Raw genomic sequence first — 24,532 nt, 5'->3', positions numbered from 1 at the left:
TCACAGCAAGTCCGCCTGACGCAGGGCGAGATTCAGGATCGATCACCATGAGTAGTTCCACGTTCGCCCCGCCGTTGTCCGCGATCGCCGATGATGGACAGATGAGTGACGCTCACCCTCGTGCTGGCCTCGATGTTTCATGGGGCTGGTGAGCGGGGTGGGTCGGCGTCGTTGCCGGTGTTCAGCTGCTGATTCTGGCATTCGGGTATGACAGATCATCGCAGTGTCCGTTGCGGGCGGTCGGGTTCCACTCCCGAGAGGTTGATGCTGGTCGGTGGGGCGGGTGGTCTCGCCGGGTTAGCCTCGATGTTTCATGGGGCTGGTGAGCGGGGTGGGTCGGCGTCGTTGCCGGTGTTCAGCTGCTGATTCTGGCATTCGGGTGTGACAGATCGTCGCAGTGTCCGTTGCGGGCGGTCGGGTTCCACTCCCGAGAAGAGGAGCTGCTGGTCGTAGGGGCGGGTGGTCTCGCCGGGTTAGGTCTGTGCGACGGTGGTGCGGAGCCGGTTGACGCCGGTCAGGACCCTCACGGCTTCGGGTGCATGTTCGGCGAGGTGGAGGACCTTGTGCCGGGCGCGGCGCACGAGGGTCGCGGGGATCTCGAACAGCCGTGCGCGGAGCCGTTTGGGCTCCCACTTCCGTGCATCATGGCCGGTCAGCGCGATGGTCTGCATCCAGGCGACGAGCTCGCTGGCGAGTTGGATGATCTGGCACCAGATCTGGTTCTGCGCGAAGGACTGCAGCGGGAACTTCTCAAGGCCCATGTCCTTGGCGTTACGGATCCGGTCTTCGCAGCGTGCACGGCGACGGTGCCGCAGCTCCAAGACCGGGAGCTGGCCGCGCGGGGAGTTGGTGGCGAACGCGGTGATGCGCATCCCTTCGTGATCGGTGATCCGCAGCTGCGCCCCAGGATGAGGACGTTCCTTCCGCACGATCACCCGCATCCCGGCAGGCCACCCGGACAGGTCCAGCAGCCCGGTCAGCTCCGCCACCCATGCCCCGTCGCGGATCCCGTCGGTATCGGTGTCGTAGGCGGGGGTCCACGCCTCCGCCTCGTCGAGGCGTTTCAGCAGGTCAGGGGTGTTCGCGGGGAGGGTGAACCCGACTGAGTAGGCTAGACGCTGCCGCTGGAGCCAGGCCAGGAAGTCTTTGGTGCCGCCGGCCCCGTCGGTGCGGATCAGGATCTTCTTCGACCCCCGCCCGCCCCGGGCCAGCAGGCCCGCAGGCAGCTGCGCGAGAGCCTGCCGGGTGACGGTGATGTGATCAGCGGCGGTGTTCGAGCCGGCGTTGCCGGGGCGCAGCTGGATCGCCAGTGGTTCCCCGGTCCCTTCGCTGCCGTGGTCCAGGAACGCGCACAGAGGGTGATAGCCGAACCCGCGTTTGAACGTCGGTGCGGCCTGCTCCTTCTCACTGTGGACGTTGATCAGGGTGGCATCGAGGTCGATGACCAGCGGGTTCTTCGCACTGACCCCCGCAGCCGGGGAATGGTCTCCGGCGAGGGTCCAGGCTCTTTCCCGCGCGGCCCGGCGGGCCTGGGAGATCGCCTCGATCACGGTGGGCGCGTCCTGGGCGAGGGTGGTGAGCATGCGGGAGATCGTCGGGGTCGAGGCGACGTCTCCGAACAGGTCCGGTTCGCATCGCAGCAGATCAGCATCCGAAGCATGCTCCCCGCCGATCGCGAGAGTGAGTGCGAGATCCAGCAGGACCTTCGCCGCGTGGTGCTCGGCCAGCGGTTTCGTCCACGGATCCAGAGCTTCCCGCAGCGAAGCAGCGAGGCCGGTGGCGTGGATCGTGTCGGTCAGCAGCACAGCGCCCGCATGCGCGGCCGCCGGGACCTCAGCGACGTCCACCCGCGGACGGGGGTAGAAGAACAAGGTAGGGTGGGACACCTGAAAGGTGCTCCTTCCAGCGGATCAATACGAATCTGAACAACCCGTATCATCCCAGGCCAGGAGCACCTTTCGCCATTCATTCCGCCGGTCGAGACCACACCCCCGTGAAATCTCGAGGCTGGTGGCCCGGCTCGGCGCCGGAGCTTCACCCCGGAGCAGAAGCTGGCGCATCTGGCCGCCTACGAACAGGCCTGCCAGGAGCAGCAGGGTGGGGCCTACCTTCGCCGGGAGGGCCTGTACTCCTCGCTGATCAGCGAATGGCGCCGGATGCGCGATGCTGGCGTGCTCGAAGGCAAGGCGGCCGATGAAGCCGTTGGCCGGCCGAGTGCGGAGCAGGCCGAAATCGCCCGGTTGCGCCGCCAGCTGGCCGCCTCCCAGCAGAAGCTGGCCACCACCGAGACCGCCCTGGACATCATGGGAAAAGCACACGCGCTCTTGGAGCAGATTTCCGAAGTTGAGTCCCGCATAGTGGTGTAGCGCCCGGTGGTTGGCCACGTCGTCTCGGACGTGGACGCGGCCACCGTGTGATCCTTCGAGTGAACCTCTCACAGCACCCTCGAATGGAGTCATCACGATGACCGCTCCTCATATTCTCGACCCTGCCGGCCTGCTGCGCGAAGCCCTGTCCGAGGCGTCCCCGGACATGATGCGCCACCTGCTGCAGACGATGATCAACACCCTGCTCTCCGCGGACGCCGACGCGGTGGTCGGTGCCGAATGGGGCAAACCCACCCCGGGCCGAGCTACCCAGCGCAACGGGTACCGGCACCGGGACCTGGACACCCGGGTCGGCACCGTCGATGTGGCCATCCCCAAACTCCGCTCTGGGACGTACTTCCCGGAGTGGCTGCTGGAGCGCCGCAAGCGCGCGGAGTCGGCGCTGATCACGGTGGTGGCGGACTGCTACCTGGCCGGGGTGTCCACCCGCCGGATGGACAAGCTCGTCAAGACGCTGGGCATCAACGCCCTGTCGAAGTCCCAGGTGTCCCGGATGGCCGCGGACCTCGATGAGCAGGTGGAGGCCTTCCGCCACCGGCCGCTCGGGGAGGCGGGACCGTTCACCTTTGTGGCCGCGGATGCGCTGACGATGAAGGTCCGCGAGGGCGGGCGGGTGGTCAACGCGGTGGTGTTGCTGGCCACCGGGGTCAACGGCGATGGCCACCGCGAGGTGTTGGGCCTGCGCGTGGCCACCAGTGAGACCGGGGCGGCGTGGAACGAGTTCTTCGCCGACCTCGTGGCCCGCGGTCTGGCCGGGGTCCGCCTGGTCACCTCCGATGCCCACACCGGACTGCGCGAGGCGATTGCCGCGAACCTGCCCGGCGCGACCTGGCAGCGCTGCCGCACCCACTACGCAGCGAATCTGATGGGCATCACCCCGAAGAACATGTGGCCGGCCGTGAAGGCCATGCTGCACAGCGTGTACGACCAGCCCGACGCCCAGGCGGTGGACGCCCAGTTCGACCGACTGCTGGACTACGTGAGCGAGAAGCTGCCGGCGGTGGCCGAGCACCTGGACGCTGCCCGGGCGGACATCCTGGCCTTCACGACCTTCCCGAAGGACGTGTGGACGCAGGTCTGGTCGAACAATCCGGCCGAGCGGCTCAACCGCGAGATCCGCCGCCGCACCGACGCGGTGGGCATCTTCCCCAACCGGGCAGCCATCGTCAGGCTGGTCGGTGCGGTGCTGGCCGAGCAGACCGATGAGTGGGCCGAGGGCCGCCGCTACCTCGGCCTCGAAGTCCTGCACCGCTGCCGGCTCACCCCCGTGAGCAACACCGGAGACGAGGTGGACACCGACACCGCCCTCGAGCTCAGCGCCTGAGCACCCCCACGAAGGATCCAACCGCTACACCACTTCGAGGGACTTGACCCGCGTCGAGGCTGACGGGGCGCCCGCCGCGGGCACCGCGCCGTCTGCGGTGGCCCTGCTGGTCGGCCGGTTCGGGGATGACCGCTTTGATCCCACGGGCACGTAGGTGGGTGCGGATCGCCCGGGAGGAGTACGCCTTATCGCCCAGCACGGCCTCGGGGCGGGTCCGGGGCCGCCCTACTGGCCGGGTCACGCGCAGCTGCTCCAGAAGAGGAAGCAGCATCGGGGAGTCCCCTGCCTGGCCGGGGGTGATCAGGCTGACCAGCGGCAGCCCGGTCCCATCGACGAGCTGATGGATCTTCGTGCTCAGCCCGCCACGGGAGCGCCCGATGCCGTGATCGGCCGGCTCCTCACGCGGATTCTTGTAGTTCGATCCATCCCCCTGTGTGGCGGGTGATGTTCGTCGCGTGCTGGTGGGCGCGGGCGATCGTGGAGTCCACCGAGACCGACCAATCGATCAGGCCTTCGGCGTCAGCGGCGGCGGTCAGCGTGGCCAGCACCGTGTCCCAGGTGCCTTTTTCGGCCAAGCGCCGATGCCAGGTCCACACTTCTCTGCCAGGGCCCGTAGACCTCGGGCAGATCCCTCCAAGCGATTCCGCACCGGTACCGGTAGATGATCGCCTCCACCATGGTGCGGGCGTCGGCGAACGGCCTGCCGGCGCGGCCGGTCCGGGTCGGGAGCATCGGGGCGATCAACTCCCATTGGGCGTCGGAGAGCATCTGGAACCGGGACATGTCCCCAGGGTCTCAGCTGACTCGTGCATCTATTCTCAGACACGCCCTAGACCCCCGGCGGGCCGTCAACGTCACCGGGCGCGGCTTATCTCCTTTCGACGCGACCCGGAGCGATGGGCGGCATGACCGTTCCAGCGGCCCGACCGGATGTAGCAACGCCCCCCCTGCCGCACGGGAGGGGGGCCGTTGTCCTGCGCTACCGTCGTGCTCATGGAGGGACTGACATTCGAAGATGTGCCGCGTCCGGCCGGGGTGAGCTGGTGGAGGCCGTTCCCTGAGGGAGCCGGCGACGACTACACCCCGGGATGGTGGACGGACGCCTACCATGACGACCAATGGACCGCGCACGTCGTCCGTAGTAGGGGCCAGGAGGTGGCGCGGGTAGAGCTCGACTGGGGATCGAACGTGGACCACTACGCCGGCAGTGAAGGATTCGGGCCGCGGCCCTTGCTCGAAATCGAACGGCTCGACGTACACCGCCGATACCGGCGTCTAGGGATCGGGCGGGCCGTCGTGGACCTCGTTGTAGCTAGGAACCCGGATCGGCGGGTGTTCGCCCTGGCCCCGGAGGCGGGCGCATTCTGGGAGGCGCTGGGCTGGGAGCGCCGTCTGCCTGTGGAGGAGCCTGCCATGCCGATGTTCCTCGCCCCTCTGTCGGCCGCCAGTGACCGCCCGCGTAGCTCCCACGTTGAGGGCGAATGCACCCCGGACGGTCACTCATGGAAGGTGTCCGAGCTGCACTTGTCTCTCAAGGGCAATACCATGTTGGTCCAGCAGTGCCGGCTGTGTGGCGTTGAGGCCCTTTGGAGTCCCCCGGGCGTACGAAGGGATACGAAGAGCGAGAATAGACGCGTGGCGACCGGAAACTACCTTTCGGCAACCTCGGTTTACAGTGTTCTCGCATGCTGATCCGAGCCGCCGGAACGCACCCCAGCACTCTCCGCCGCAGCCCTCGTCCTTTGCCGGGATTTGAGGACCAAGTGTGCCACTGACAAACCCGCCACCCACAGCGGCCCAGCAATCACCGCAGTCCGATACCCGTCCGTCACTGCCATCAAGATCACCACCACACCCAGGACACCGAGGGCACCATACGTGGCCGCAGCGCCACCCGGCATCGGGTACCGAAGTGTTCGCACTTCTTGTGCAGAGAGCCGAGAGCGGAACCGGCGCTGAGTGATCAGGATGATTGTCCAGTTGATGAGCCCTGCTGCGAGAGCTACGGACATCAGGATCGGAAATGCCATGTCTGGCCACAGCAGAACCACAATGACCGCGATGCCGATGGCAGCGGCAGAGACGAGCACGGCACGCGCTGGAACACCCTGTCGAGACTTGGCAGCCAACCAGCGAGGCGCGTTTCCCTGCTCTGCGAGCGAGGAAAGAAGTCGACCATTGGCGTACAAGCCAGAGTTGAAGACAGAGAGCACCGCCGTTAGGGTGTGTTGTGAAAGGGTGTCCCGCCATCGGCGGGGCACCCTTTCGGTATGAGCGATCGAGATGTGATCACGGACGAGGTGTGGGCGCTGATCGGGCCGTGCTTCCCCGCGCCGAAGGCGACGGGTCGGCCGCCGATGGATCGGCGGCTGGTCGCGGAAGCGGTCGCGTGGAAGTTCCGGACCGGGTCGCCGTGGCGGGACGTGCCGGAACGGTTCGGGAACTGGAACACGATCTACCGCCACTTCGACCGGTGGGCCAAGACCGGCGTGTGGGCGTGCGCGCTCGAGCGCGCCCAGCAGGCCGCCGACGCGCAGGGCGAGCTGGACTGGGTGTGCTCGATCGACTCGACGATCGTGCGCGCCCACCAGCACGCCGCGACCCTTCCCCGCCACACAGGGGGGCCCATCGAACTACAAGAATCTCGGGCCTGAGCCGGGCGACCACGCGATCGGCCGCTCCCGAGGCGGCCTGACCTGCAAGATCCACGCCGTCTCGGACGGGAAGGGCCGCCTGCTCGCCTTCGTCCTCACCGGCGGCCAGGCCGCCGACACGAGCCTGCTCCCCGAGGTCCTGGACCAGATCCGGGTCCCCAGGCCAGGCCCTGGCCGGCCCCGCACCCGCCCGGACAGGGTCCTCGCGGACAAGGGGTATCCCTCCCGCGCGAACCGGGCCTGGCTCGCCGAGCGCGGCATCAAGGCCACCATCCCCGACCGGCAAGACCAGGCCGCGCACCGGCGCCGACGCGGCTCAGCCGGCGGACGCCCACCCGCTTTCGACCCCGAGGTCTACCGTGGACGCAACGTGATCGAGCGGTGCTTCGCCAAGCTCAAGCAATGGCGCGGCATCGCGATGCGCACCTGCAAGACCGCCCGCAGCTACGCCGCGGCCATCTCGCTCGCCGCGACCCTCCACTGGCTGACCAGCAAAGTTTGACAACACGCCCTAGGGGACCCGGCGGCCGCGTGCCCAGGCGGCGGTGAGACCGGCTCACTAGGGTGGACGACACCGACGAGCGAGGAGGAACGCCCGTGAGCCAGAACCCGCATGATCCGCAGGAGGAGAACCTGCGACGGTTCCTCGAGGAGGTCATGGGTGGGCAGCTGCCGCCCGGTGCCCTCGACGGCATGGATCTGTCGGAGCTGGCGCGGCAAGCGAATCTGCCCTCCGACCCGAATCAGCTGCGCGCGGCCGCCGCCCAGATGCAGCACCTGTTCTCCGGCGCCGGTGGTGAGGGGCCGGTGAACTGGACCCTCGGGGAGGATCTGGCGCGCCGCACCGCCGTCGGCGCGATGACACTGCCGGGAGCGGAGGCCCCCACCGGCACCCCGGGAGATCCGGGGCCCACCGATCAGGACGTCACCCGGATGCGGGAGGCCGCCCACGTCGCTGCGCTGTGGCTGGATCCGGTGCTCGCGATCGACGTGCCCTCCGCCCCGATCGAGGTGTGGGGCCGCGGCACCTGGGTGCAGCGGACCCTGCCGCGGTGGCGCAGCATCGTCGAACCCGTCGCGGCGCATATGGCGGGGGCCATCGGGGACGCGATCGCCGCGCGGCTCGGCCAGGAGGGGTCCCTGCCCCCGGGCATGCCCGGTGACCCCACCGCCATGATGGAGCGGATGGGCGGCACCCTGTTCGGGGTGCAGTTCGGCCACGCCATCGGCTCGCTGGCCCGCGAATGCACCGGCACCGTCGACCTCGGTCTGCCGCTCGCCCCCGACGGGGTCGCGGCCCTGGTGCCCGCGAACGTGGAGGACCTCCTGCGCGAGCACTCGCTGGACCCGGCGGCCGGGCGGATCTTCCTGGCGGCCCGGGAGCTCGCCCATGCGGCCCTGTTCACGGCCGCGCCGTGGCTGCCTCGGCAGCTGCTGGGCGCGGTGGAGGACTACGCGCGCGGCATCACCCTGGACCTCGACGCGCTGGATGACATGGTGCAGGGGCTGGATCTGTCCGACCCGGAGGCGATGGGCCGGGCCAGCACCACCGAGCCGATGTTCGTCTTCACCCGCCGCCCCTCCCAGGAGCGTGCCCTGGAGGAGCTCGCCACCACGTTGGCGCTGGTCGAGGGTTGGGTGGACCATGTCGTGACGCAGGCGCTGGAAGGGAAGCTCCCGGCGCTGGACGCCATGCGCGAGGTGATCCGTCGCCGCCGCGTGTCGGGCTCCCCCGCCGAGCAGATGCTCGCGCAGGTGGTCGGTATCGAGCTGCGGGCGCGTCGTGCACGTGAGGCCCTCGCCTGGTGGGAGTCGGTCACGGCCACCGAGGGCACCGCGGGGCGCGAGAAGCACTGGGAGCACCCGGATCTGTTGCCGGGCACGGACGTGCTTTCCGGGGAGCCGCAGGCCCCCGCCGCCGCAGGCGAGGACGCTGAGGAGGTCGCCGAGGAGCTCCCGGCCGATTTCGACGAGGAGCTTCGCCGCCTGCTCGACGGGGAGGACCCCCGTGGGGGTGAGGACCACGGTGATGACCCCCGCGAGGGTGGCCCCACCGACGGCGATTCACCGCGCGCGTGAGCCGTCCGACGCTCCCGCCGGATGAGGCGACCGCCGAGCTGCGCGCACGAGCCCGCGAGGAGCTCGCGCAGGCGGATTCCCCGGCCGTCGACCCGGTGCTGCGCACCCGGTACCGGGATCTCGTGGACAGTGGCCCGGCGGCGGTGGATCGACGCCTCGGGGGCGTGCATCTGACGGCCAGCGCCCACGTCGTCGACGCGGCCGGGTGCCATGTGGCGCTGGTGTGGCATCGCAAGGGCGGGTTCTGGGTGCAGCCCGGAGGCCACCTGGATCCGGTGGATGCCAGTCTCGAGGATGCGGCGCGGCGGGAGGTGGCCGAGGAGCTCGGCCTGCGGGACCTCCAGCGGGTCGGGGCGGGACCGGCGATGTTGCATGTCCACGGCCTGGGTGCCGCCTTCGGTTCCTGTGCTGAGCACTGGGACGTGCAGTTCCTGCTGCGCGCTCCCGGGGAGCAGCCGCCGCTGCACCCCAGCGCGGAGACCCCCGAGGTGCGGTGGGTGCCGTGTGACGCCCTCCCCGAGGGGACGGTGCCCGATCTGCGGCCGACGCTCGCGGCGCTCGCGCCCCTGCTGCTGCCGGGCTGACGGGCGTCCCGGTCAGTCGACGTCCGGGGCCGCGTCCTCGGGCGCGGTGATCTCCTGCTCGTCGCCCTCCGGGCCGTCCAGGGGCGGGTCCTCATCGGGGTCGTCGGCCTCGCTGAGCCGTCCCTGTGCCCAGGCGACGCCGTGGAGGAAGGCCTCTGCCCGGACCGTGCGAGGGTAGCGCTCCACGAGGCGGTGGAAGGCGGGGCCGTGGTTCGCCTCCAGCAGGTGTGCGAGTTCGTGGATGAGCACCGAGTCGATCACCCAGGTGGGCATGCCCTGCAGCTGCGTGGAGAGGCGGATGTCGCCCGTGGACGGGGTGCAGGACCCCCAGCGGGTGCGCTGCCGCGTGCTCCAGCGGACGCTGCGCGGGCGCGCCGCCCCGTCGAAGTAGGTGCGCGACAGCTGCTGTGCCCGGGCCTCGAGATCGTCGTCCCCGGTGGGGCGGCGGTGTGCTCGGCGAGCCAGGCGCTGCTGCATCCGCCTCACCCACTGCTGCTCCTCGCGAGCGCTCAGCCCCGCGGGCACCATCACCACCAGCACTCCGTCCCGCACCTGCGCGGAGATCGTCCGCCGGCGGCGTGCGGACCGGCGGATCTCCACGGGCAGGTCCTCGACGGCGGGGTGGGCGGCGTCGACCGCTCCCGCTGCCGCGCCCGGACTGCGGCGTGCTGCGCTCATCCGTTCTCCTCCCCCAGCCCCTCCGGGACCGGCCTGCCCGGCGCGCCGGACGATCTGTGTGACATGAATTCTGTGTCCCCAGCTGTGCACAGTTCACCTGCACGTCAGGGGCCTGCACCGACCGCGCGTTCGGCGTGTCGTCAACAGGTCGTGCACCCCCATCCTCACCCTGTCCACACCCCGGGGCGGGTTGTCCACAGCGTGTCCCCGATCTCGCGTTGACCCTGGACAACGGCGTGGATATGTTGCTGCGGACGCGGGGCCCCGGGATAACAGGCAGCGCGCGCACGGGGAAGGTGCGCGGGATGCTGAGCGTCCCCGGGGCCCCGCCCTCACATCCGGGTGTGTCTACGATGGACTGTCCGTCGTCCCGTGGGGCGGCCCTCGACCGGAGGGTGGCTCCGCCGGACCCGTCGAAGGAGTGAAGCATGGCTGACGAGAAGTACAGCGGCGAGTTCTACTGCGTGAAGTGCCGCGAGAAGCGGACCACCGAGGGCGACGTCGTCGTCTCGAACGATCGTCGGATGGCCAAGGCCGTCTGCCCTGTCTGCGGCACCAAGCTGAACCGCATCCTCGGCAAGGCCTGATCCCAGGCCTGCGTCGAGCCCTCAACGCACAGGGGCGGGGCACCGATCACGGTGCCCCGCCCCTGCTGTGTCCGGAGTGCTGCGACCGTCATACGGGGTCGCGTCCCCTCAGGCAGCCCGGCGGCTCGGCGAGCCGGCCCGCCGTGCGTCGGGGGGCGCGACACCATCGCCGGCCGACGGTGCGGGGCACGGTGTCTGTACCGGCGGCTCCGTCGACGGTGCGGCCGCGGCGGTGCCGGTCTTGCGGGGCCGTCCGCGGCCGCGTTTCACGGCGACGATCTGCCCGTCGACGAGGATCGCGCCGCCCCACACGCCCCACGGTTCGGCGCGGTGCAGGGCGCCCTCGAGGCATTCGACCCGCAGCGGGCAGGGGCCGCACAGAGCCTTGGCGGCCTCGAGATCGGCGGGGCGTTCGGAGAAGAACAGCTCGGTGGCGGCGTGATCCTGGCAGGGCAGGTCGACCTGGCGGGTCGGCGCCGGGGTGCAGTACAAGTCAGTCATCGTCACGGTCCTGGTGATCCACGGGAGTCGGCGAGCGGCCCCCGGATCGACGATCAGGGCCGCGTGGTGGTGGTGGCGGCGCGAGCACGCAGACGGGTGGCGCCGCCGTGGTTCCCGCCTCCACTGAGGTGGTTGATTCCGATCACTGCGACACCTCCTTCCCGGACTCGCACGGCCGGTCTCCCGTTCCGTGACATCTGACGATGGACACCCTGAGCGTATCCCAGGGTGACGAGTGCCCGAAACTTATTTTTGACCTGCGGCGATGCCGGGTCTGCGACGAAGTTCCGACCATCGTGGTCGCCACCGGGCCGCCACGGGCACGGCGACGCGTCGTCGCGCGATGGTGCCCAGGTGCGTGGTGGAGGTCAGGAGCGGTGGCGGGCAAGGATCGCAAGGATGTCCTCGCCATAGCGGTCCCGTTTCGCGGTGCCGACGCCGGGCACCGCCAGCAGCTGCTCGTCGGTGGACGGGTCGCGCTCGGCGATCGCCTCCAGCGTCGCGTCGGTCAGCACGGTGTAGGCCGGGGCGGCGTTCTCCCGGGACCGCTCCCGCCGCCATGCTCGCAGGCCTTCCAGCAGCGCCGGGTCAGCCGGGGACGGGCACCCGGCGTGACGGCCGCGGCGCTGGTCACGCGGTTCGGCGAGCATCTCGCCGCACACCCGGCAGGTGTCGAGCAGTGTGGCACCACGACGTCCGGAACGGCGAGGCTGCGGGGACCGCGGCTCGGGCCGCTCGATCACACCGTCGAGGAACCGGGAGGGTTTGCGGGAGGACCGTGCCCCGGGGGTGCGCGCGGCAGCCCAGCTGACCGTGAGCACGTCCTTCGCACGGGTCAGGGCCACATAGAACAGGCGCCGCTCCTCCTCGACCTCCGCGGGGGTCTGCGCCATGGAGATCGGCATCAGGCCCTCGCTGGCGCCGATCACGAACACGACCGGCCACTCCAGGCCCTTCGCGGCATGCACGGAGGCGAGGGTCACGCCGTCGACGGTCGGCGCGGACTGCGCCTCGGCCCGTTCCTCGAGCTCTCGCACCAGGTCGGTGAGGGTCGCGCCGGGCCGGGCGAGCACCGTGTCGGACAGGTTCACCAGGGCGTTCAGGGAATCCCAGCGTTCCCGCTGGGCGCCGGTTCCGGCGGGCGGTTCGGCCGACCATCCCAGCTGCCCAAGGGTGTCGCGGACGGTGTGGGACGGATCCTCCGACTCCACCGCCGTGGCGGCCCGCAGCGTCAGCAGGGCCCGTCGGACCTCCTGCCGTTCGAAGAACCGGTCCCCGCCGCGCACCAGATACCCGATGCCGCGGCCGGTGAGGGCCTCCTCGACGGCCTCCGACTGGGCATTGGTGCGGAACAGCACCGCCACGTCCGCTGCGGATCGACCCTCCTGCAGGAGCTCATGGATGCGCTCGGCCACCCCCTGCGCCTCGGCGAGGTCATCCGGGTACGACTCGATGAGGGGGGCGGGGCCGTCGTCCCGCTGTGAGACGAGGGTCAACCGCGTCTCGCGGGTGCGTCCGCGGGCCCCATCGAGCACGGTGTTCGCCAGCCGCACGATCTGCGGTGTGGACCGGTAGTTGCGTTCCAGCCGGATCACGGTGGCGCCGCGCATCTCCCGCGGGAAGTCCAGCAGGTAGGAGGCGCGGGCCCCCGCGAAGGTGTAGATGGTCTGGGCAGCGTCCCCCACGACACACAGGTCGCGCCGCTCCCCCACCCACAGCCGCAGCAGGTCATGCTGCAGCGGGGAGACGTCCTGGTACTCGTCGACGACGAAGTGGCGGTACTGCTCGCGGACCTCCCGGGCGACGTCGGGCCTCTCGGCGAGGAACCCGACCATGTGCAGCAGCACATCCTCGAAATCCAGCAGCGACCGTTCCCGTTTGACCTCTTCGTAGCTGGTCATGATCCGGGCGATGGAGCGGGATTCGAATCCGGCCACCCCGGGGCGGCGGGTGCGGGCGGCCGCCTCCGGGTACGACTCCGGAGTCAGCATCGAGACGCGGGCCCATTCGATCTCCGAGAGGATGTCGCGCAGGGCGGCCCGGTCGACCGACAGGTGCAGGCGGGAGCAGGCCTCCGCCACCGCCGGGTACTTCTGCGGCAGCAGCTGCGGCAGCGGCCCGCCGACGACGCGCGGCCAGAAATGCCGCAGCTGCCGCAGCGCCGCCGCGTGGAAGGTGCGCGCCTGCACCGCGGGGACACCGAGGTCCCGCAGGCGGGAGCGCATCTCCGCCGCGGCCTTCGCGGTGAAGGTCACGGCCAGCACATGCCGGGGGTTGAGGCGGCCGGTGGCCACCCCGTAGGCGATGCGGTGGGTGATCGCGCGGGTCTTCCCGGTGCCGGCTCCGGCCAGCACACAGACGGGGCCGTCCAGGGAGAGGGCGACCTCCCGCTGCTCGGGGTCCAGGGCCTCCAGGATGTTCTCTGCGCTCACCCGTCCAGTCTGCCAGCGGGCCCCGACAGGCGACGGAGCACTGTGAGCGAGGGGATTCCGACCCCGGGGGCAGGCCCCGGGAGTGCGGAGAACGAGGTCACTCCAGTGGTGCGCCGAGCCAGTCGGCGATCAGGGCGTGCCCGAGGGAGGAGCGGCCCGGCAGCTGCACCTCCCCGGCGGCCAGGGCCCGCCGCAGCTCCTCCCGCTCCCACCAGCGGGCCGTCGCGAGCTCCCCGTCCAGCAGTCGCGGCCGGAGGCGCGAGGCGGAGGTCCACGCCCGATACCCGACCATGAGGGAACGCGGGAACGGCCACGTCTGGGAGCCGATGTATTCGACCTCCTCCACGACCACCCCGGTCTCCTCCCACGCCTCCCGCACGACGGCCGCCTCCAGGGTCTCCCCCGGTTCGACGAAGCCGGCGAGCACGGAGGTGAGGCGACCGCGGCGGTTCTGCGCCAACAGCAGGTGGTCGTCACGGTCCCTGACGGCCATGATCACGGCGGGGTCGACCCGCGGGAACTGCAGGGAGCCGTCGGCGGGACAGCGTCGCACCCAGCCGCTGGAGGTGACGTCCAGGGCGGAGCCGCACCCGGGGCAGAACCGGGTCGCCGTGGCCCAGGCGATGAGGGCGACCGCTGTGAGGACCAGTCCGGCGTCCTCCGTGCCGAGGCCGAGGGCGAGACGCCGAGCATCGGTCAGGTCGAGACCCTCTGCGGCCGGATCCTCCTCGCAGACCGGCCGGGCGGCCAGTCGTGCACCGTCGCGGATCCCCAACATCACCGCGTCCTCGGGCAGCTGCGCCACCGGGTCGCTCCAGGCGAGCGCACCGTCACGGGTGGCGATGCGGGAACCGTCCACGCCCAGCAGACGCACCGGGGCATCAGCACCGGCGGGGTGGATCAGAGCATGGTCCTCGACGTGGGGACCGCCGTGGGTCTCGGGCGCGGTCTGCCGTGCGAGCACCGCGCGGTCATGGTGAGCCTGTTCCAGCGGGGTTCCCAGGTGGGCGCCGCGCACCCGCGGCGGCTGCGGAGACTGCGGCTGCGGGCACTGCGGGCGCGCACTCGGCGGTCCCGCGGGCTCCAGCGGACACGGTGGGGTGGTCTGTGCCGACGTCATGCCTCCCAGAGTACGGAGGGGATGCGCCCGGGTACCGTGGTGGGGTGCATCGCAACCCCTACGCCCTCGCTGCCCTCGCCACGGCGGCCGTGCCCGGACTGCGTCCGACGCGCACGGCTGCTCTGCCGTCCCCGATGGAGGACGTGTCCGTCGCCGGGGTGGTCGGGCAGGACGGCACCCGGGTGATGGTCACCGCACCGGAGACGGCCGCGGCGGGCGCACTCCTGGAGCGCGACGTGCGACTGGTCGATGCCCTGCAGGGCACGCATCTGGCACCGCTGGTGCCGGCGGTGCTCGGCACCGCGCGGCTGCCGGAGGGTGGGCGCGCGGTCATCACCGAGACCCCCTCCGGGCGGCCGCTGACCTGGGACGACCTCGCGGACGATGTGCCGCTGGCGCGGTCCCTGGGGGCGGCGCTGGCGCGGATCCACGCGGTGCCGGTGTATGCGGTGGAGGCCGGCGGGGTGGAGACGTACTCCGCCCAGGCGCTGCGGGCGCGGCATCACGACCATGTGCGGCGCGCCCACGAGGCCGGGGAGATCCCCGCGGCGGTGCATCAGCGCTGGGAGGCCCTGCTGGAGGACGACGGTCTGTGGGATTTCGTCCCGGCGTTCGTGCACGGCGCCCTGGCGGAGGAGTCGGTGCTGGTGGAACAGGGCCGCGTCAGCGGGATCCTCGCGTGGTGGGATGCGACCGTCGGTGACCCGGCGCAGGATCTCGCCTGGCTGGTGCCGTCGCTGACCCCGGAGCGTTTCGACGATCTGGTGAGCGCCTACCGTGACGCCCTGCCGACGCCGCCGCATCCGCGTCTGCTGGAACGGGCGCAGGCCGTCGGGGAACTCGCGGTGGTGGACTGGCTGCTGCACGGCCTGGACCAGGACGACCCGGAGGTGATCGAGGACGCCCGCGGCATGCTCGCGGACCTCGACGCCGATATCGCCGCCCTGGCCCGCGAGGATGCCGAGGCGGAGTTCGCCTCCCTCGATCAGGAGGTGGACTCCCAGCGGGACCAGGACGGCGAGCCGATCAGTCGCCCTCGCCCAGGAGCCGCTCCAGCTCCTGACGCGACGGATGCTCTGTGACCTCATCGGTGATGTTCTCCGCGACGTGGTGGAACACGGTGCGGATGTGGGACAGCGGGATGCCGGTGCGCTCGTGCCAGGCGAGACGGTAGACCGTCAGCTGCAACGCCCGGGCGCGACGCCTCTCCCCGGTGGAGGGGCGGCCGGTCTTCCAGTCGACGATCACCACCCGCGGGTGGCCGCCTGAGGTGTCCGCGTCGCGGGCCGGTGCCTCGGGGTCGGGGTAGACCGCGTCGATGACACCGCGGACGCTGTGCTCCCCCAGGCGCATGAGCACCGGCTGTTCCACGGCGATCGGGGTGAGACCCGCCCACGGTGAGGCCGCGAAGGATTCCTGGAGGGCGTCGAGATCCGCGGCCGCGAGGTCATCCTCGTCGGCGAGGTCCTCGATCTCGTCGAGATCCAGCAGCGCCTGCCCGCTGAGACTCTGCTCCAGCCAGGCGTGGAAGCGGGTGCCGCGACGGGCACTGGCCGAGGGCCGCCGCGGCAGCGGCCGCAGCAGGTCCAGGGCGGCGCGCTGCGGATCCTGGGCCCGCGCCACCAGCTGTGAGGCCGACAACCGCACCGGGGCGGAGACCACGGCCGCAGCCCGCCGCTCCTCGAGATCCGCGAGCACCCGGCGGGCGGCCTGCGACAGCTGCTCCGGCCCGGCCGCTTCCGCAGCGGCCCGCGCCACCTGGTCCTCCGCTCTGCGCCGTGCCTCCTCGGCGGGTCCCGGGGCGGGTGGCCACACGGCCCGGCGCGGCGCCGTCACCAGCGGGTTCTCCTCGGGGACGGGCTGAATCAGGTGTCGTTCCCCGGGGACGTCGGGGGCGGCCTCCCGCAGGTACCGGGAGCGTTCACGCGGGTGCGCGGCGTCGCCCCGCCACGCGGCGGAGCTCAGCAGCAGCTCGCGACGGGCGCGGGTCATCGCCACGTACACCAGGCGCCGGTCCTCCCGGAGGGACTCCTCCCCTGCCGCGGCGCGGTAGTCCTCGAGCACGTCCAACGCCTCGACCTGTGTGTCGGCCTGTGCCCATGCGAGCTGCGGGAGGATGTCGGCGTCGCCCCGCAGGGAGCTCGGCACGGTCGCCTCGGCGAGTTTCCCCAACCAGCCGGCGGCCCGCACCTGGACCCGGCCGTCGTCGAGAGTCACGGCGGAGCGCAGGTCGTAGGACGGCACCGACCCCTCGGTGAGACCCACCACCGCCACCAGGTCCCATTCCAGGCCCTTCGCCGCGTGCATCGTCAGGACGGTGACGGCGTGGGGGTCGGCGGCATGCGGCGGCGGGGGTGCGGGCAGCGCCCGTTCGGTCTCCTCGGCGATGTCGAGCAGCGCCAGGTAGGCCCCCAGGTCCGGGTGCTCGGCGCTGCGTTCGAAGTCGTCGGCGTGGCGACGCAGTGCCTCCAGGGCGCTCAGGTCCCGACCGGCGGCCAGCAGTTCGGTGTCCAGGGCGAGGGCGCGCACCACGTCGGTGATGAGGTCCGGCAGCGGCAGGGCGAGGCTGCGCCGCAGGGAGCGCAGCAGGTCGCGCAGCTCCTCGAGGCGGCGGCGACCCTCCGTGCCGAGATCCCGCCCCTCCGGGTCCGTCCATCCGCGCGGCGGCAGATCATCCAGGGCATCGACCAGGGACACCTCCGCGGCGGTATCGGGGACCACGGGGGCGGACCCACCGGCGGGGCGTGCGCGCCGGTCACGCCAGCGCCCCAGCACGGCCAGGTCCCGTGCGCCGAGCCGCACCCCCGGCCCGGTGAGGAGCCGCATGAGGGCATCCCCGCGGGTCGGGTCGTGCAGCAGGTCGAGCACCGCCCGCACGTCGCCCACCTCGGGGCGGTGCAGCAGACCGCCGAGACCCACCACCTCCACGGGCAGACCGGCGCCCTCCAGGCCCTCCACGACGGCGGGGATCTGGCGGCGTGAGCGCACCAGCACCGCGGCCGTCGCGTCGGGGTCCTCGGCGCGACGGCCGAGGATCCACCGGGCCACCTCCTCGGCCTCCCGCTGTTCATCGGCGGCTTCGATCATCCACAGCGCACCGGGCCCGGCACCGGGACGCGCCCGCAACTGCGGGATGGTCACGCCACCGCCGTCGGCCCGCAGCGGTGCGGCCACCCGGTTGGCGGCCCGCAGCGGTGCCTCGTCGTTGCGCCAGGAGATGGATAGGGTCCGCTGCAGCACCTCCCCTCCCGGGGGAGCGAACTCCCGGGCGAACCCGGCGAGACTCGCGGCGGAGGCCCCCCGCCACCCATAGATCGCCTGCTGCGGGTCGCCGACGGCGATCACCGGGTGCCCGGCGCCGAACAGTGCCGCGAGCATCTGCAGCTGCGCCACGGAGGTGTCTTGGAACTCGTCGAGCAGCACCACCCGGTGCATGCTGCGCGCGAGGTCACGGGCCCCGGGGACCGTCCGGGCGACCTGCGCGGCGAGCGTCACCTGGTCGGAGAAGTCCAGCCGTGCTCGTTCGCGGCGTTCCCGGGCGAACCGCTCCAGGAGCGGTACCAGGGCGATGCGGGCGTCGAGGGCGGCGACCGCGTCGCGGACCTTCTGCGGGGTGGCGCGGCGGCGCCCCTCATGCTGCAGGGGGATGCCCTCGAGGTGGTCGCGGATGGCCCGCAGTTCGGTCTCCAGCTCGGCGGGTGTCAGCAGATGGTCGGCGAGGGCCCCGGTGAGGGACACCAGGGCCGCGGTGAGGGTGGCCGGGGAGGCGTCGATCCCGAGTTCGTCGCCGGAGCTCTCGACGATCTCGTAGGCGTGCTGCCACGAGGCGGAGGGCGACATCATCGTCACGCGCGGGTCGACGCCGACGGCGAGGGCGTTCTCCAGCACCAGGTCGAGTGCGAATCCGTTGTAGGTGCGCACCGCGGGCCGCTGGCCGACGAGGTCGTCGGTGCCGGCGGCGAGGCCCGGTGGCAGCGGCAGTCCCTCCGCCTGCAGGGCCGTGGCGAGGGTGCCCAGTCGCGTGGCGATACGTTCGGACAGCTCGTGGGCGGCCTTGCGGGTGAAGGTCAGGCCCAGCACCTCGCGGGGCTCGACGATGCCGTTGGCGATGAGCCACACCACCCGCGCAGCCATCGTCTCGGTCTTCCCGCTGCCGGCCCCGGCGACGACGAGCATCGGCACGGTCGGTGCCTCGATCACGGCGCGCTGTTCGTCCGTGGGGGCGGGCTGACCCAGCAGTTGGGCCAGGCGGACGGCATCCAACAGGGTGGTGGTCACAGCTGTCTCCCTTCGGGCTGAAGCGCGCAGCTGCGGCGGGCGGGGCAGGTGCTGCAGCGCGCGGAGGGGCGGGCTTCAACGGTGTCGCCGGACAGGTCCGCGGCGACATCGCGGACGATCCGGGGGAACCAGTCCTCGCCGGAATCCGGGGCGGCCTGGCTGCGCAGTGTCGCTGTGCGGGTGCCGGTGCCGACGTACACGAGGTCGGCACCGACCAGGCGGCTGGCGGTGTCCTCCCCCAGCAGTCCCTCCCGCACGGCCCGCTGATAGGCGGCCAGTTGCAGGTCCTTCTCCGCCTGGGCGGCGGTGAGGGCGGAGCGTCCGGTCTTGAGGTCGATGACGCGGACCCCGCCGTCGCCGTCGGGGTCGCCCTCGACCCGGTCGATCGCGCCGCGCAGTTCGACGGCCCCGACCTCGAGACGGAACGGCACCTCGACGGCGAGCGCCGGGGGCGCCTGAGCGAGATACTCCCGGGTGCGTTCGAGCATCTCCTCGGCGCGGTGCAACTGCCGGCGGCCCGACCAGCTGCCGTCCAGGTGGAGGGGCGCCAGGTCGTGGTGCAGACGGGTGAGGAGGTCCGGGTCGGTGCCGGCCGGGTCCTCCTGGGCGAGACGGTGGAGGGCGGTGCCGATACGCTGTGCGGCCCCGGGGGCGGGCTGTCCTCCGGCACGGCTGAGCAGCCATGCCTGGGGGCAGTCGGCGGCGAGGCCGAGGGCGCTCGGGCCCATCCTCAGCGGGGCGTCCGGGCCCGGCAGAGGCTCGCTGCTGCTGGGGTCGAGGTGATACCAGGAGTGGGGGCTGGCGGCGCGCAGACCGGCGGCGGCGAGCGCGGCAAGATCCCGTGCCGCCTGGTCACTGTCGGCCGGGGAGTCCTGCTGCTGCAGGTGCCGGCGCAGGGCGCCGATGAGCCGGTGGGCGTCCGGTGCCGGTCCGGGATCGGCGAGCCACGGAAGCTGCGCGGTCCCGGACGGTCCCTCCTCTGCGCCAGTGTCCTCCCCCGCGCTCTCGCCCCTGCCCCTGCGGGCGGTGCCGATAGCCCGGGCGATGGTTCGATGCAGGGCGGAGGGTGTCGAGTCGTCATCCTCGACAGCGGTCACGAGCAGGCGGTGGCGGGCCCGGCCGAGAGCACTGACGGCCAGCCGCAGTTCGTCCTCCAGCACGTTCTGCCGTTGGAGAGCGCGCAACCTGGCGGGTTGGTCCTCGACGGCGCCGTCGGCGAGGACGTCGAGGTCGGCGGCGCCGAGCAGGGTCGAGCGCAGCCGCAGATCCGGCCACACGCCCTCCTGGACGCGGGCGAGGACGACGGTATCGACCTCGGTTCCGGCGAGCTCGGCGGGGGTGGCGACGCGCACGCGGCCACGGAGTTGTGCCGCCGGCGCGAGGGTGTCCTCGGGGACGGCCTGCGTCATGACCTGGGCGGCGAAGTCCTCCACGGAGGCGTCGGGGCGCCTGTCGACGAACCGCTCCGCGGCGGCGAACAGCGCGGTGACCGCGTCGAGGCGCCGCCCGGCGAGGCGGCCGCGGGCACCGGCGGGGTCGGTGTCATCAGGCGTGACGGCCGCCTCCTGCCAGCGGTCGGCGACACGGGCGGCGTCCCAGGCCTCCCACAGCACCAGGTCGGCGGTGGCGTCCTGCGGCTGGGCCCGGACGGCGCGGACCATCCGCCGCAGGCGGTGGACGCCCGCGGCGGCGCGACCGGGGGCATCGGGCCCGGGCAGACCGGGAAGGTCCTCCCCCAACACCGCCCGGGCGAGCAGCTGCGCGGAGTCGGCAACCGGATCCCCGCAGGCCTCGAGCAGGCCGCGCCGCAGTCGACGCAGACGCAGCGGGTCACTGCCGCCATAGGGTCCGCGCAACAGATCGAGCACGTCCTGCGGCGGGGTGTCGGACCCGGCCCGGGCGATCTGCACCAGGGTGAGGAGGTCCGCCACGGCCCGTTCCTCCCGCAGGGGTCGGGGCCGGGTCGCGGTGGTGACGGGAAGGCCCTCCCGCTGCAGTCGGTCGGCGAGGTCCTCCGCCACGGCGCGGGAGCGCACCACCACGGCGAGATCGTCGTAGGGCACCTGCTGCTCGTGGTGCACGGCCCGCAGCGCCCCCGCGATCACCCGGGCCTCCTCCAGCACATCCGCCAGCACGACGGCGTCGGCCCGCCCGTCGACCGGCGGGCCGACGAGGGGGCGCCGCAGATCGGTGGGGGCTCCCTCGAGGGGCAGGCGCGGCGCGAGGGCGTCGTGGACGATGCCCAGCTCCCGCGGGGTGCGGTGGCTGACCGGCAGCAGGTGCTGCTCGACACCCCGGGACACGCCGTCGAGGATCCGGCGGGCTGCGTCGGGGTGGGCACCGCGGAAGGTCTCCACGGCCTGGTCGGCGGCGCTCAGCAGGACCAGGCGGGATCCGGCCTCGGCGTGGGCCCGCACCAGGGCGATGCCCGCACCGGTGAGGTCCTGCACGTCATCCACCACCAGCAGCGGGGCCGCGGCGACCTCACCACGTTCCACACAGTCGGCGGCGCGGCGCACCATCGCGGCGCTGTCCAGGCGCAGGGTGGCATCGAGCGAGTCGGTGGATTCGAGGTCGAGGACGTCGAGGTAGGTGCGCAGCACGAGGGCGCCGTCGGCCCAACCGGGCCGGGCGTGGCGGGCGGCGAGCTGCGTGAGGCGCTCGGGGCCGATGCCCCGTTCGATGCAGCGGGAGATCAGGTCCCGCAGCTCGTGGCGGAACCCGGGCAGCAACCGGGAAGCGGGATCCAGCGGCAGCTGCCAGTCGACCTCGGGGATCGCCTCGATGATCTGGGCGAGCAGCGTATCCTGATCAGCGCCGGTGACGAGGGTGGGGCGGCGGCCCGTGGCCCGCGCCACCAGGTCGAGACCCGCGGCCGCGGGCGTGGCGACCTGTACATGCTCGGCGCCACCGGCGTGGGCCACCGCGTCGCGGAGGATCCCGGCGGAGGTGCGGCGCGGCGCCAGCACCAGCACCGGCTCGTCGGCCTGGAGAGCGCAGCTGAGGGCGAGTCGGGTGCGGCCGGCCCCGGGCGGACCGTCGACGCGCAGGTGCTTCTCGTGCCGGGTCAGGGCGCGCAACACTCCGGCCTGGGCGGCCGTGGCGTGCTGCCCCAGTGGAGCGGGCAGCGCGGCGGTGCGGGGCGGTTCCAGACGGACGGTGGCGACGGGCATGTCGGCATTCGATCACAGGGGCCCGACAGATGAACCCGCCGCACGGGTGGTCGGGGTCCGGGGGGCTGCCCGTACGATGTCGGGGACCCACCCGCAGGCCAGAGGAGACCCGATGGCGCCCACCCCGCGCATGCCCAAGGCCCAGCGCCGCGCCCAGCTCCTCGCCACCGCACTGGAGCAGTTCACCCACAGCGGCTATCAGACCGTCTCCATGGACGACATCGCCCTGGCCGCCGGCGTCACGAAGCCCGTGCTGTATCAGCACTTCGAGTCGAAGGAGGCGCTGTACCGCGCGGTGGTGCAGGAGATCGGTGAGCGCATGGTCGCCACCGTTAGCGACCTCGGTGCCCGGGCCGGCACCACCGAGGAGCGCGTCCGGGCCGGGGTGCAGCACTTCCATGACCTCACCGGCGCCTCCGACGCCCTGCGTCTGTTCGCCGGTGCGGACCAGCCTTCCGATGAAGCGAGGGATCTGATTCGGGAGGTCCTCGACCGCACCGCCCTGGCGCTGGCCGATGTCCTGGGTCGCTCGCGGGAGATGACCGACCAGGAGGCCCTGGTGATCGGTCACGCCGCTCTAGCGAACGCGCAGACCGCCGCCCTGTTGATGCGACGCACCGAGTCTGCCGAGCAGCAGGAGCAGATCCTCAGCACCGTGACCCGTCTGATCGTCGGGGGCCTGCAGAGCTTCGCCCCGCGTGACGAGCCGCTGGTGGGTGGAGAGGTCACCGCCGCCGACGGCACCGCTCGCCGGGGCACCCTGCGGCAGGATGGGATGGCCTGACCACCCCCGTGGGGGATCGAGCCGACCCGGCTAGACTCGGGGCGCCCGCCCACCGACCTGAGGAGTTGACCGTGGAGATCCGCATCGGCATCCAGCACGCCGCCCGGGAGATCGTCATCGAGCCCTCCGAGAGCGCCGAGACCGTGCTCGCCCAGCTGGCCGACGCCGTCAGCTCCGATTCGGCGGTCACGCTCAGCGACGCGAAGGGCCGCACCGTGCTGATCCCAGGTGCCAAGCTCGCCTACGCCGAGGTGTCGACCGAGGAGCCGCGCCGCGTCGGCTTCCTCGGCTAAGGGTCCCGACCCTCCCCTCCCACACCCGTGCGTCGTCCCTCGCTGCACCCCCGGAACCTGAGCGCCGCCGTGCGCTCACGATGGGTCACCGGCCCCCTGCTGGCACTGGCCGGGGGTGCGGTCGGTCTCGCCCTCGCACCTGCCACGCCGGTGGACGTCGGCCCGTTGCAGGCGACGGTGCGGATGCGGCCCGCCGTGCAGGCGGAGACCGCGATCCTGCTGCCACCGGCAGGTCAGGTCTCCTTCGACACCCACCGCACACCGGTGCGGATCGAAGCGCGGGTCACCGGAGTGGACATCGGCAAGGCAGAGGCGCTGATCTACGACGACGGGGCGCTGGCCGATCTGGAACGGACGGCCTCCGAGAGCATCACCGACGCCGCCATCCGCAACGCCCTCACCACCGCCCTGTGCACCGCCGTGGGGGCCACCGTCGCGACCGGGCTGGGGCACCGCAGAGTGCGTGATGCCCTGGTGGCGGGCGGTTCCGCAGCCGCCTTGGCCGTGACCGGAGCCGGGCTGACCGGCGTGACGTTCCAGGCGGAGGCCCTGGCACAGCCCCGCTTCGAGGGCCTGTTGTCACAGGCCGCCTACGTCGCGGACCTCGGCTCCGGCACCCTCGCCGACTACGCCTCGTATCGCGGCCTCCTGGCGGAGTTCGTCGGGCAGGTCTCCGCGCTGTATGTCGCGGCGGATTCCCTGCCGACGGCGTCCGGGGTCGACACCATGACGGTGCTGCATGTCTCCGACATCCACGACAACCCGCAGGCCTTCGACGTGATCCGACAGCTGAACCAGCAGTTCGGCCTGGACCTCGTGATCGACACCGGCGACATCGTCTCCTGGGGAACCCCGATGGAGCACCAGCTGCTGTCGGAGATCGGCACCCTGGGCGTGCCCTACGTCTTCGTCACGGGCAACCATGACGGCGCCGCGACCGCCGCCGCCGTCGCCGCGAACTCCAACGCCACGGTGCTGGAGAACCAGGTGGTGACCGTCGGCGGGCTGGAGATCGCGGGCATCGGTGACCCGCGGTTCGCCGCCGACGACGACTCCGACGCAGGCGGGAAGGCCGCCGCCGGGGTGGCGGTGGAGAACGCCGGGTTCCAGCTGGGCGACACCGTCGAGGAGTACGACGCCGCGCACCCGGACGACCCCGTCGACATCGTCCTGTTCCACGATCCCACCCATCCGGCGGGCCTGCTCGGGCGTGCCCCGCTGGTGCTGTCGGGTCACATGCACACCCCGAAGGTCGAGCTGGATCGCGAGGGTTCCGGCACCGACTGGCTGACGAACGGTTCCACCGGTGGGGCGCTCGCCTCCGGCGGGGTGCGCCCGGTGCTCGATGGCGGGGACCCGTTGAATCTGTCGGCGCGGTTGCTGCACATCGACCCCGAGACGGGGCGGCTGCTGGCGTACGACGACATCACCATGGGTGGGCTGGGCCTGGTGTCGGTGTCCATCTCCCGCCACCAGATGCCCGCGGAGGCTCCGCCCCTGGAGGTGCCCGAGGGTGCCGAGTCGCCGGACGCTCCGATCCCCGAGCAGCAGCGGGTGCGACCCGGTGAGGGACTGCCCGACGCGGACCGCGTCACAGCCCCGGGCGGGTCGAGTGACGGCGGCTAGGATGGGTCGGTCACCCCAGCAGAGAGCAGAAC

Annotated in this window: 18 protein-coding genes and 2 pseudogenes; 11 read left to right on the top strand and 9 right to left on the bottom strand. The window is 72.0% G+C overall.

The annotated features are described in order from the left end of the window. Nucleotides 1-473 precede the first annotated feature (473 nt). Nucleotides 474-1,886 (bottom strand): IS1380 family transposase, encoded by a 1,413-nt coding sequence (locus JSY14_RS10785; RefSeq protein WP_432803636.1) that lies wholly within the window; start codon nt 1,884-1,886, stop codon nt 474-476. Between the two features lie 120 nt (nt 1,887-2,006). Here JSY14_RS10785 and JSY14_RS10780 point away from each other — a divergent pair. Together JSY14_RS10780 and JSY14_RS10775 are read left to right on the top strand one after the other, a co-directional pair. Further along, nucleotides 2,007-2,333, top strand: a pseudogene (locus JSY14_RS10780) (transposase); the annotation flags it as partial. 130 nt (nt 2,334-2,463) lie between these two features. Further along, nucleotides 2,464-3,711 (top strand): IS256 family transposase, encoded by a 1,248-nt coding sequence (locus JSY14_RS10775; RefSeq protein WP_259559030.1) that lies wholly within the window; start codon nt 2,464-2,466, stop codon nt 3,709-3,711. Nucleotides 3,712-3,760: 49 nt separating this feature from the next. Here the strand turns inward: JSY14_RS10775 and JSY14_RS10770 are convergent. Beyond that, nucleotides 3,761-4,494 (bottom strand): annotated as a pseudogene (locus JSY14_RS10770) (IS5 family transposase); the annotation flags it as partial. Nucleotides 4,495-4,704: 210 nt separating this feature from the next. Between JSY14_RS10770 and JSY14_RS10765 the strand changes: the two are divergent. Next, nucleotides 4,705-5,403: a GNAT family N-acetyltransferase gene (locus JSY14_RS10765; protein ID WP_259559029.1), complete on the top strand. Its 699-nt coding sequence runs from the start codon at nt 4,705-4,707 to the stop codon at nt 5,401-5,403. Here the strand turns inward: JSY14_RS10765 and JSY14_RS12590 are convergent. Next, nucleotides 5,382-5,972 carry a hypothetical protein gene (locus tag JSY14_RS12590; RefSeq protein WP_432803635.1) on the bottom strand — a complete coding sequence of 197 codons (591 nt, stop codon included), beginning with the start codon at nt 5,970-5,972 and terminating at the stop codon, nt 5,382-5,384. The two genes, JSY14_RS10765 and JSY14_RS12590, sit on opposite strands and share 22 nt — an antisense overlap. 9 nt (nt 5,973-5,981) lie before the next feature. Between JSY14_RS12590 and JSY14_RS10760 the strand changes: the two genes are divergently transcribed. The 3 genes from JSY14_RS10760 (at nt 5,982) to JSY14_RS10750 (ending at nt 9,028) form a co-directional block, all read left to right on the top strand. Beyond that, nucleotides 5,982-6,867 (top strand): IS5 family transposase gene (locus tag JSY14_RS10760; RefSeq protein WP_259558416.1). Its coding sequence is split into 2 segments (ribosomal slippage): nt 5,982-6,329 and nt 6,331-6,867, totalling 885 coding nucleotides; the frame shifts between segments, so codons are not numbered across the junction. A 95-nt stretch (nt 6,868-6,962) separates the two neighbouring features. Further along, complete coding sequence (locus JSY14_RS10755; RefSeq protein WP_259559028.1) at nt 6,963-8,444, top strand: zinc-dependent metalloprotease; 1,482 nt, start codon at nt 6,963-6,965, stop codon at nt 8,442-8,444. Beyond that, the gene (locus JSY14_RS10750) at nt 8,441-9,028 is read left to right on the top strand and encodes an NUDIX hydrolase (RefSeq protein WP_259559027.1); all 588 of its coding nucleotides are present in this window, start codon (nt 8,441-8,443) and stop codon (nt 9,026-9,028) included. The genes JSY14_RS10755 and JSY14_RS10750 overlap by 4 nt, the downstream gene beginning before the upstream one ends. 12 nt (nt 9,029-9,040) lie before the next feature. Here JSY14_RS10750 and JSY14_RS10745 read toward each other — a convergent pair whose 3' ends face one another. Continuing rightward, entirely contained in the window at nt 9,041-9,706 is a 666-nt protein-coding gene (locus tag JSY14_RS10745; protein ID WP_259559026.1) for a M48 metallopeptidase family protein, read from the bottom strand. 428 nt (nt 9,707-10,134) lie between these two features. Between JSY14_RS10745 and JSY14_RS10740 the strand changes: the two genes are divergently transcribed. After that, the gene (locus tag JSY14_RS10740) at nt 10,135-10,293 is read left to right on the top strand and encodes a DUF5679 domain-containing protein (RefSeq protein WP_259559025.1); all 159 of its coding nucleotides are present in this window, start codon (nt 10,135-10,137) and stop codon (nt 10,291-10,293) included. A gap of 108 nt (nt 10,294-10,401) precedes the next feature. On the opposite strand, the gene JSY14_RS10735 is transcribed toward JSY14_RS10740, so the two are convergent. From JSY14_RS10735 to nudC, 3 genes are all read right to left on the bottom strand, one after another. Further along, the gene (locus tag JSY14_RS10735) at nt 10,402-10,794 is read right to left on the bottom strand and encodes a WhiB family transcriptional regulator (RefSeq protein WP_349773610.1); all 393 of its coding nucleotides are present in this window, start codon (nt 10,792-10,794) and stop codon (nt 10,402-10,404) included. Between the two features lie 368 nt (nt 10,795-11,162). After that, nucleotides 11,163-13,226 carry an ATP-dependent DNA helicase UvrD2 gene (locus JSY14_RS10730; RefSeq protein WP_259559023.1) on the bottom strand — a complete coding sequence of 688 codons (2,064 nt, stop codon included), beginning with the start codon at nt 13,224-13,226 and terminating at the stop codon, nt 11,163-11,165. A 97-nt stretch (nt 13,227-13,323) separates the two neighbouring features. Next, a complete protein-coding gene (nudC, locus tag JSY14_RS10725) occupies nt 13,324-14,346 on the bottom strand; it encodes an NAD(+) diphosphatase (RefSeq protein ID WP_259559021.1) in 1,023 nt (340 codons plus the stop codon). A 44-nt stretch (nt 14,347-14,390) separates the two neighbouring features. On the opposite strand from nudC, the gene JSY14_RS10720 reads away from it, so the two are divergent. Continuing rightward, complete coding sequence (locus tag JSY14_RS10720) at nt 14,391-15,428, top strand: phosphotransferase (RefSeq protein WP_259559019.1); 1,038 nt, start codon at nt 14,391-14,393, stop codon at nt 15,426-15,428. Here JSY14_RS10720 and JSY14_RS10715 read toward each other — a convergent pair. Together JSY14_RS10715 and JSY14_RS10710 are read right to left on the bottom strand one after the other, a co-directional pair. Further along, nucleotides 15,373-18,624: an ATP-dependent helicase gene (locus tag JSY14_RS10715; protein ID WP_259559018.1), complete on the bottom strand. Its 3,252-nt coding sequence runs from the start codon at nt 18,622-18,624 to the stop codon at nt 15,373-15,375. The genes JSY14_RS10720 and JSY14_RS10715 overlap by 56 nt on opposite strands. Beyond that, on the bottom strand, nt 18,621-21,797 hold the full coding sequence (locus tag JSY14_RS10710; protein ID WP_259559017.1) for a UrvD/REP family ATP-dependent DNA helicase: 3,177 nt from the start codon (nt 21,795-21,797) through the stop codon (nt 18,621-18,623). The genes JSY14_RS10715 and JSY14_RS10710 overlap by 4 nt, the downstream gene beginning before the upstream one ends. Before the next feature lie 112 nt (nt 21,798-21,909). Between JSY14_RS10710 and JSY14_RS10705 the strand changes: the two genes are divergently transcribed. The 3 genes from JSY14_RS10705 (at nt 21,910) to JSY14_RS10695 (ending at nt 24,500) form a co-directional block, all read left to right on the top strand. Beyond that, nucleotides 21,910-22,581, top strand: a complete 672-nt coding sequence (locus tag JSY14_RS10705; protein WP_259559016.1) for a TetR/AcrR family transcriptional regulator — start codon at nt 21,910-21,912, stop codon at nt 22,579-22,581. Between the two features lie 71 nt (nt 22,582-22,652). Then, the gene (locus tag JSY14_RS10700; protein WP_259559015.1) at nt 22,653-22,874 is read left to right on the top strand and encodes a DUF3107 domain-containing protein; all 222 of its coding nucleotides are present in this window, start codon (nt 22,653-22,655) and stop codon (nt 22,872-22,874) included. Nucleotides 22,875-22,901: 27 nt separating this feature from the next. Beyond that, complete coding sequence (locus JSY14_RS10695) at nt 22,902-24,500, top strand: metallophosphoesterase (protein WP_259559012.1); 1,599 nt, start codon at nt 22,902-22,904, stop codon at nt 24,498-24,500. Nucleotides 24,501-24,532 lie beyond the last annotated feature (32 nt).

The organism is Brachybacterium sillae, assembly GCF_025028335.1.
In the GTDB taxonomy this organism is placed as follows: Bacteria; Actinomycetota; Actinomycetes; order Actinomycetales; family Dermabacteraceae; genus Brachybacterium; species Brachybacterium sillae.
This window is presented reverse-complemented; position numbering and strand designations above follow the sequence as displayed.

Bases quoted from the DNA above. Each gene is read 5' to 3' on its own strand.
- JSY14_RS10765 (WP_259559029.1), top strand. From the start codon at position 4,705: ATGGAGGGACTGACATTCGAAGATGTGCCGCGTCCGGCCGGGGTGAGC.
- JSY14_RS10710 (WP_259559017.1), bottom strand. From the start codon at position 21,797: ATGCCCGTCGCCACCGTCCGTCTGGAACCGCCCCGCACCGCCGCGCTG.
- JSY14_RS10745 (WP_259559026.1), bottom strand. From the start codon at position 9,706: ATGAGCGCAGCACGCCGCAGTCCGGGCGCGGCAGCGGGAGCGGTCGAC.
- JSY14_RS10740 (WP_259559025.1), top strand. From the start codon at position 10,135: ATGGCTGACGAGAAGTACAGCGGCGAGTTCTACTGCGTGAAGTGCCGC.
- JSY14_RS10735 (WP_349773610.1), bottom strand. From the start codon at position 10,794: ATGACTGACTTGTACTGCACCCCGGCGCCGACCCGCCAGGTCGACCTG.
- nudC (WP_259559021.1), bottom strand. From the start codon at position 14,346: ATGACGTCGGCACAGACCACCCCACCGTGTCCGCTGGAGCCCGCGGGA.
- JSY14_RS10775 (WP_259559030.1), top strand. From the start codon at position 2,464: ATGACCGCTCCTCATATTCTCGACCCTGCCGGCCTGCTGCGCGAAGCC.
- JSY14_RS10705 (WP_259559016.1), top strand. From the start codon at position 21,910: ATGGCGCCCACCCCGCGCATGCCCAAGGCCCAGCGCCGCGCCCAGCTC.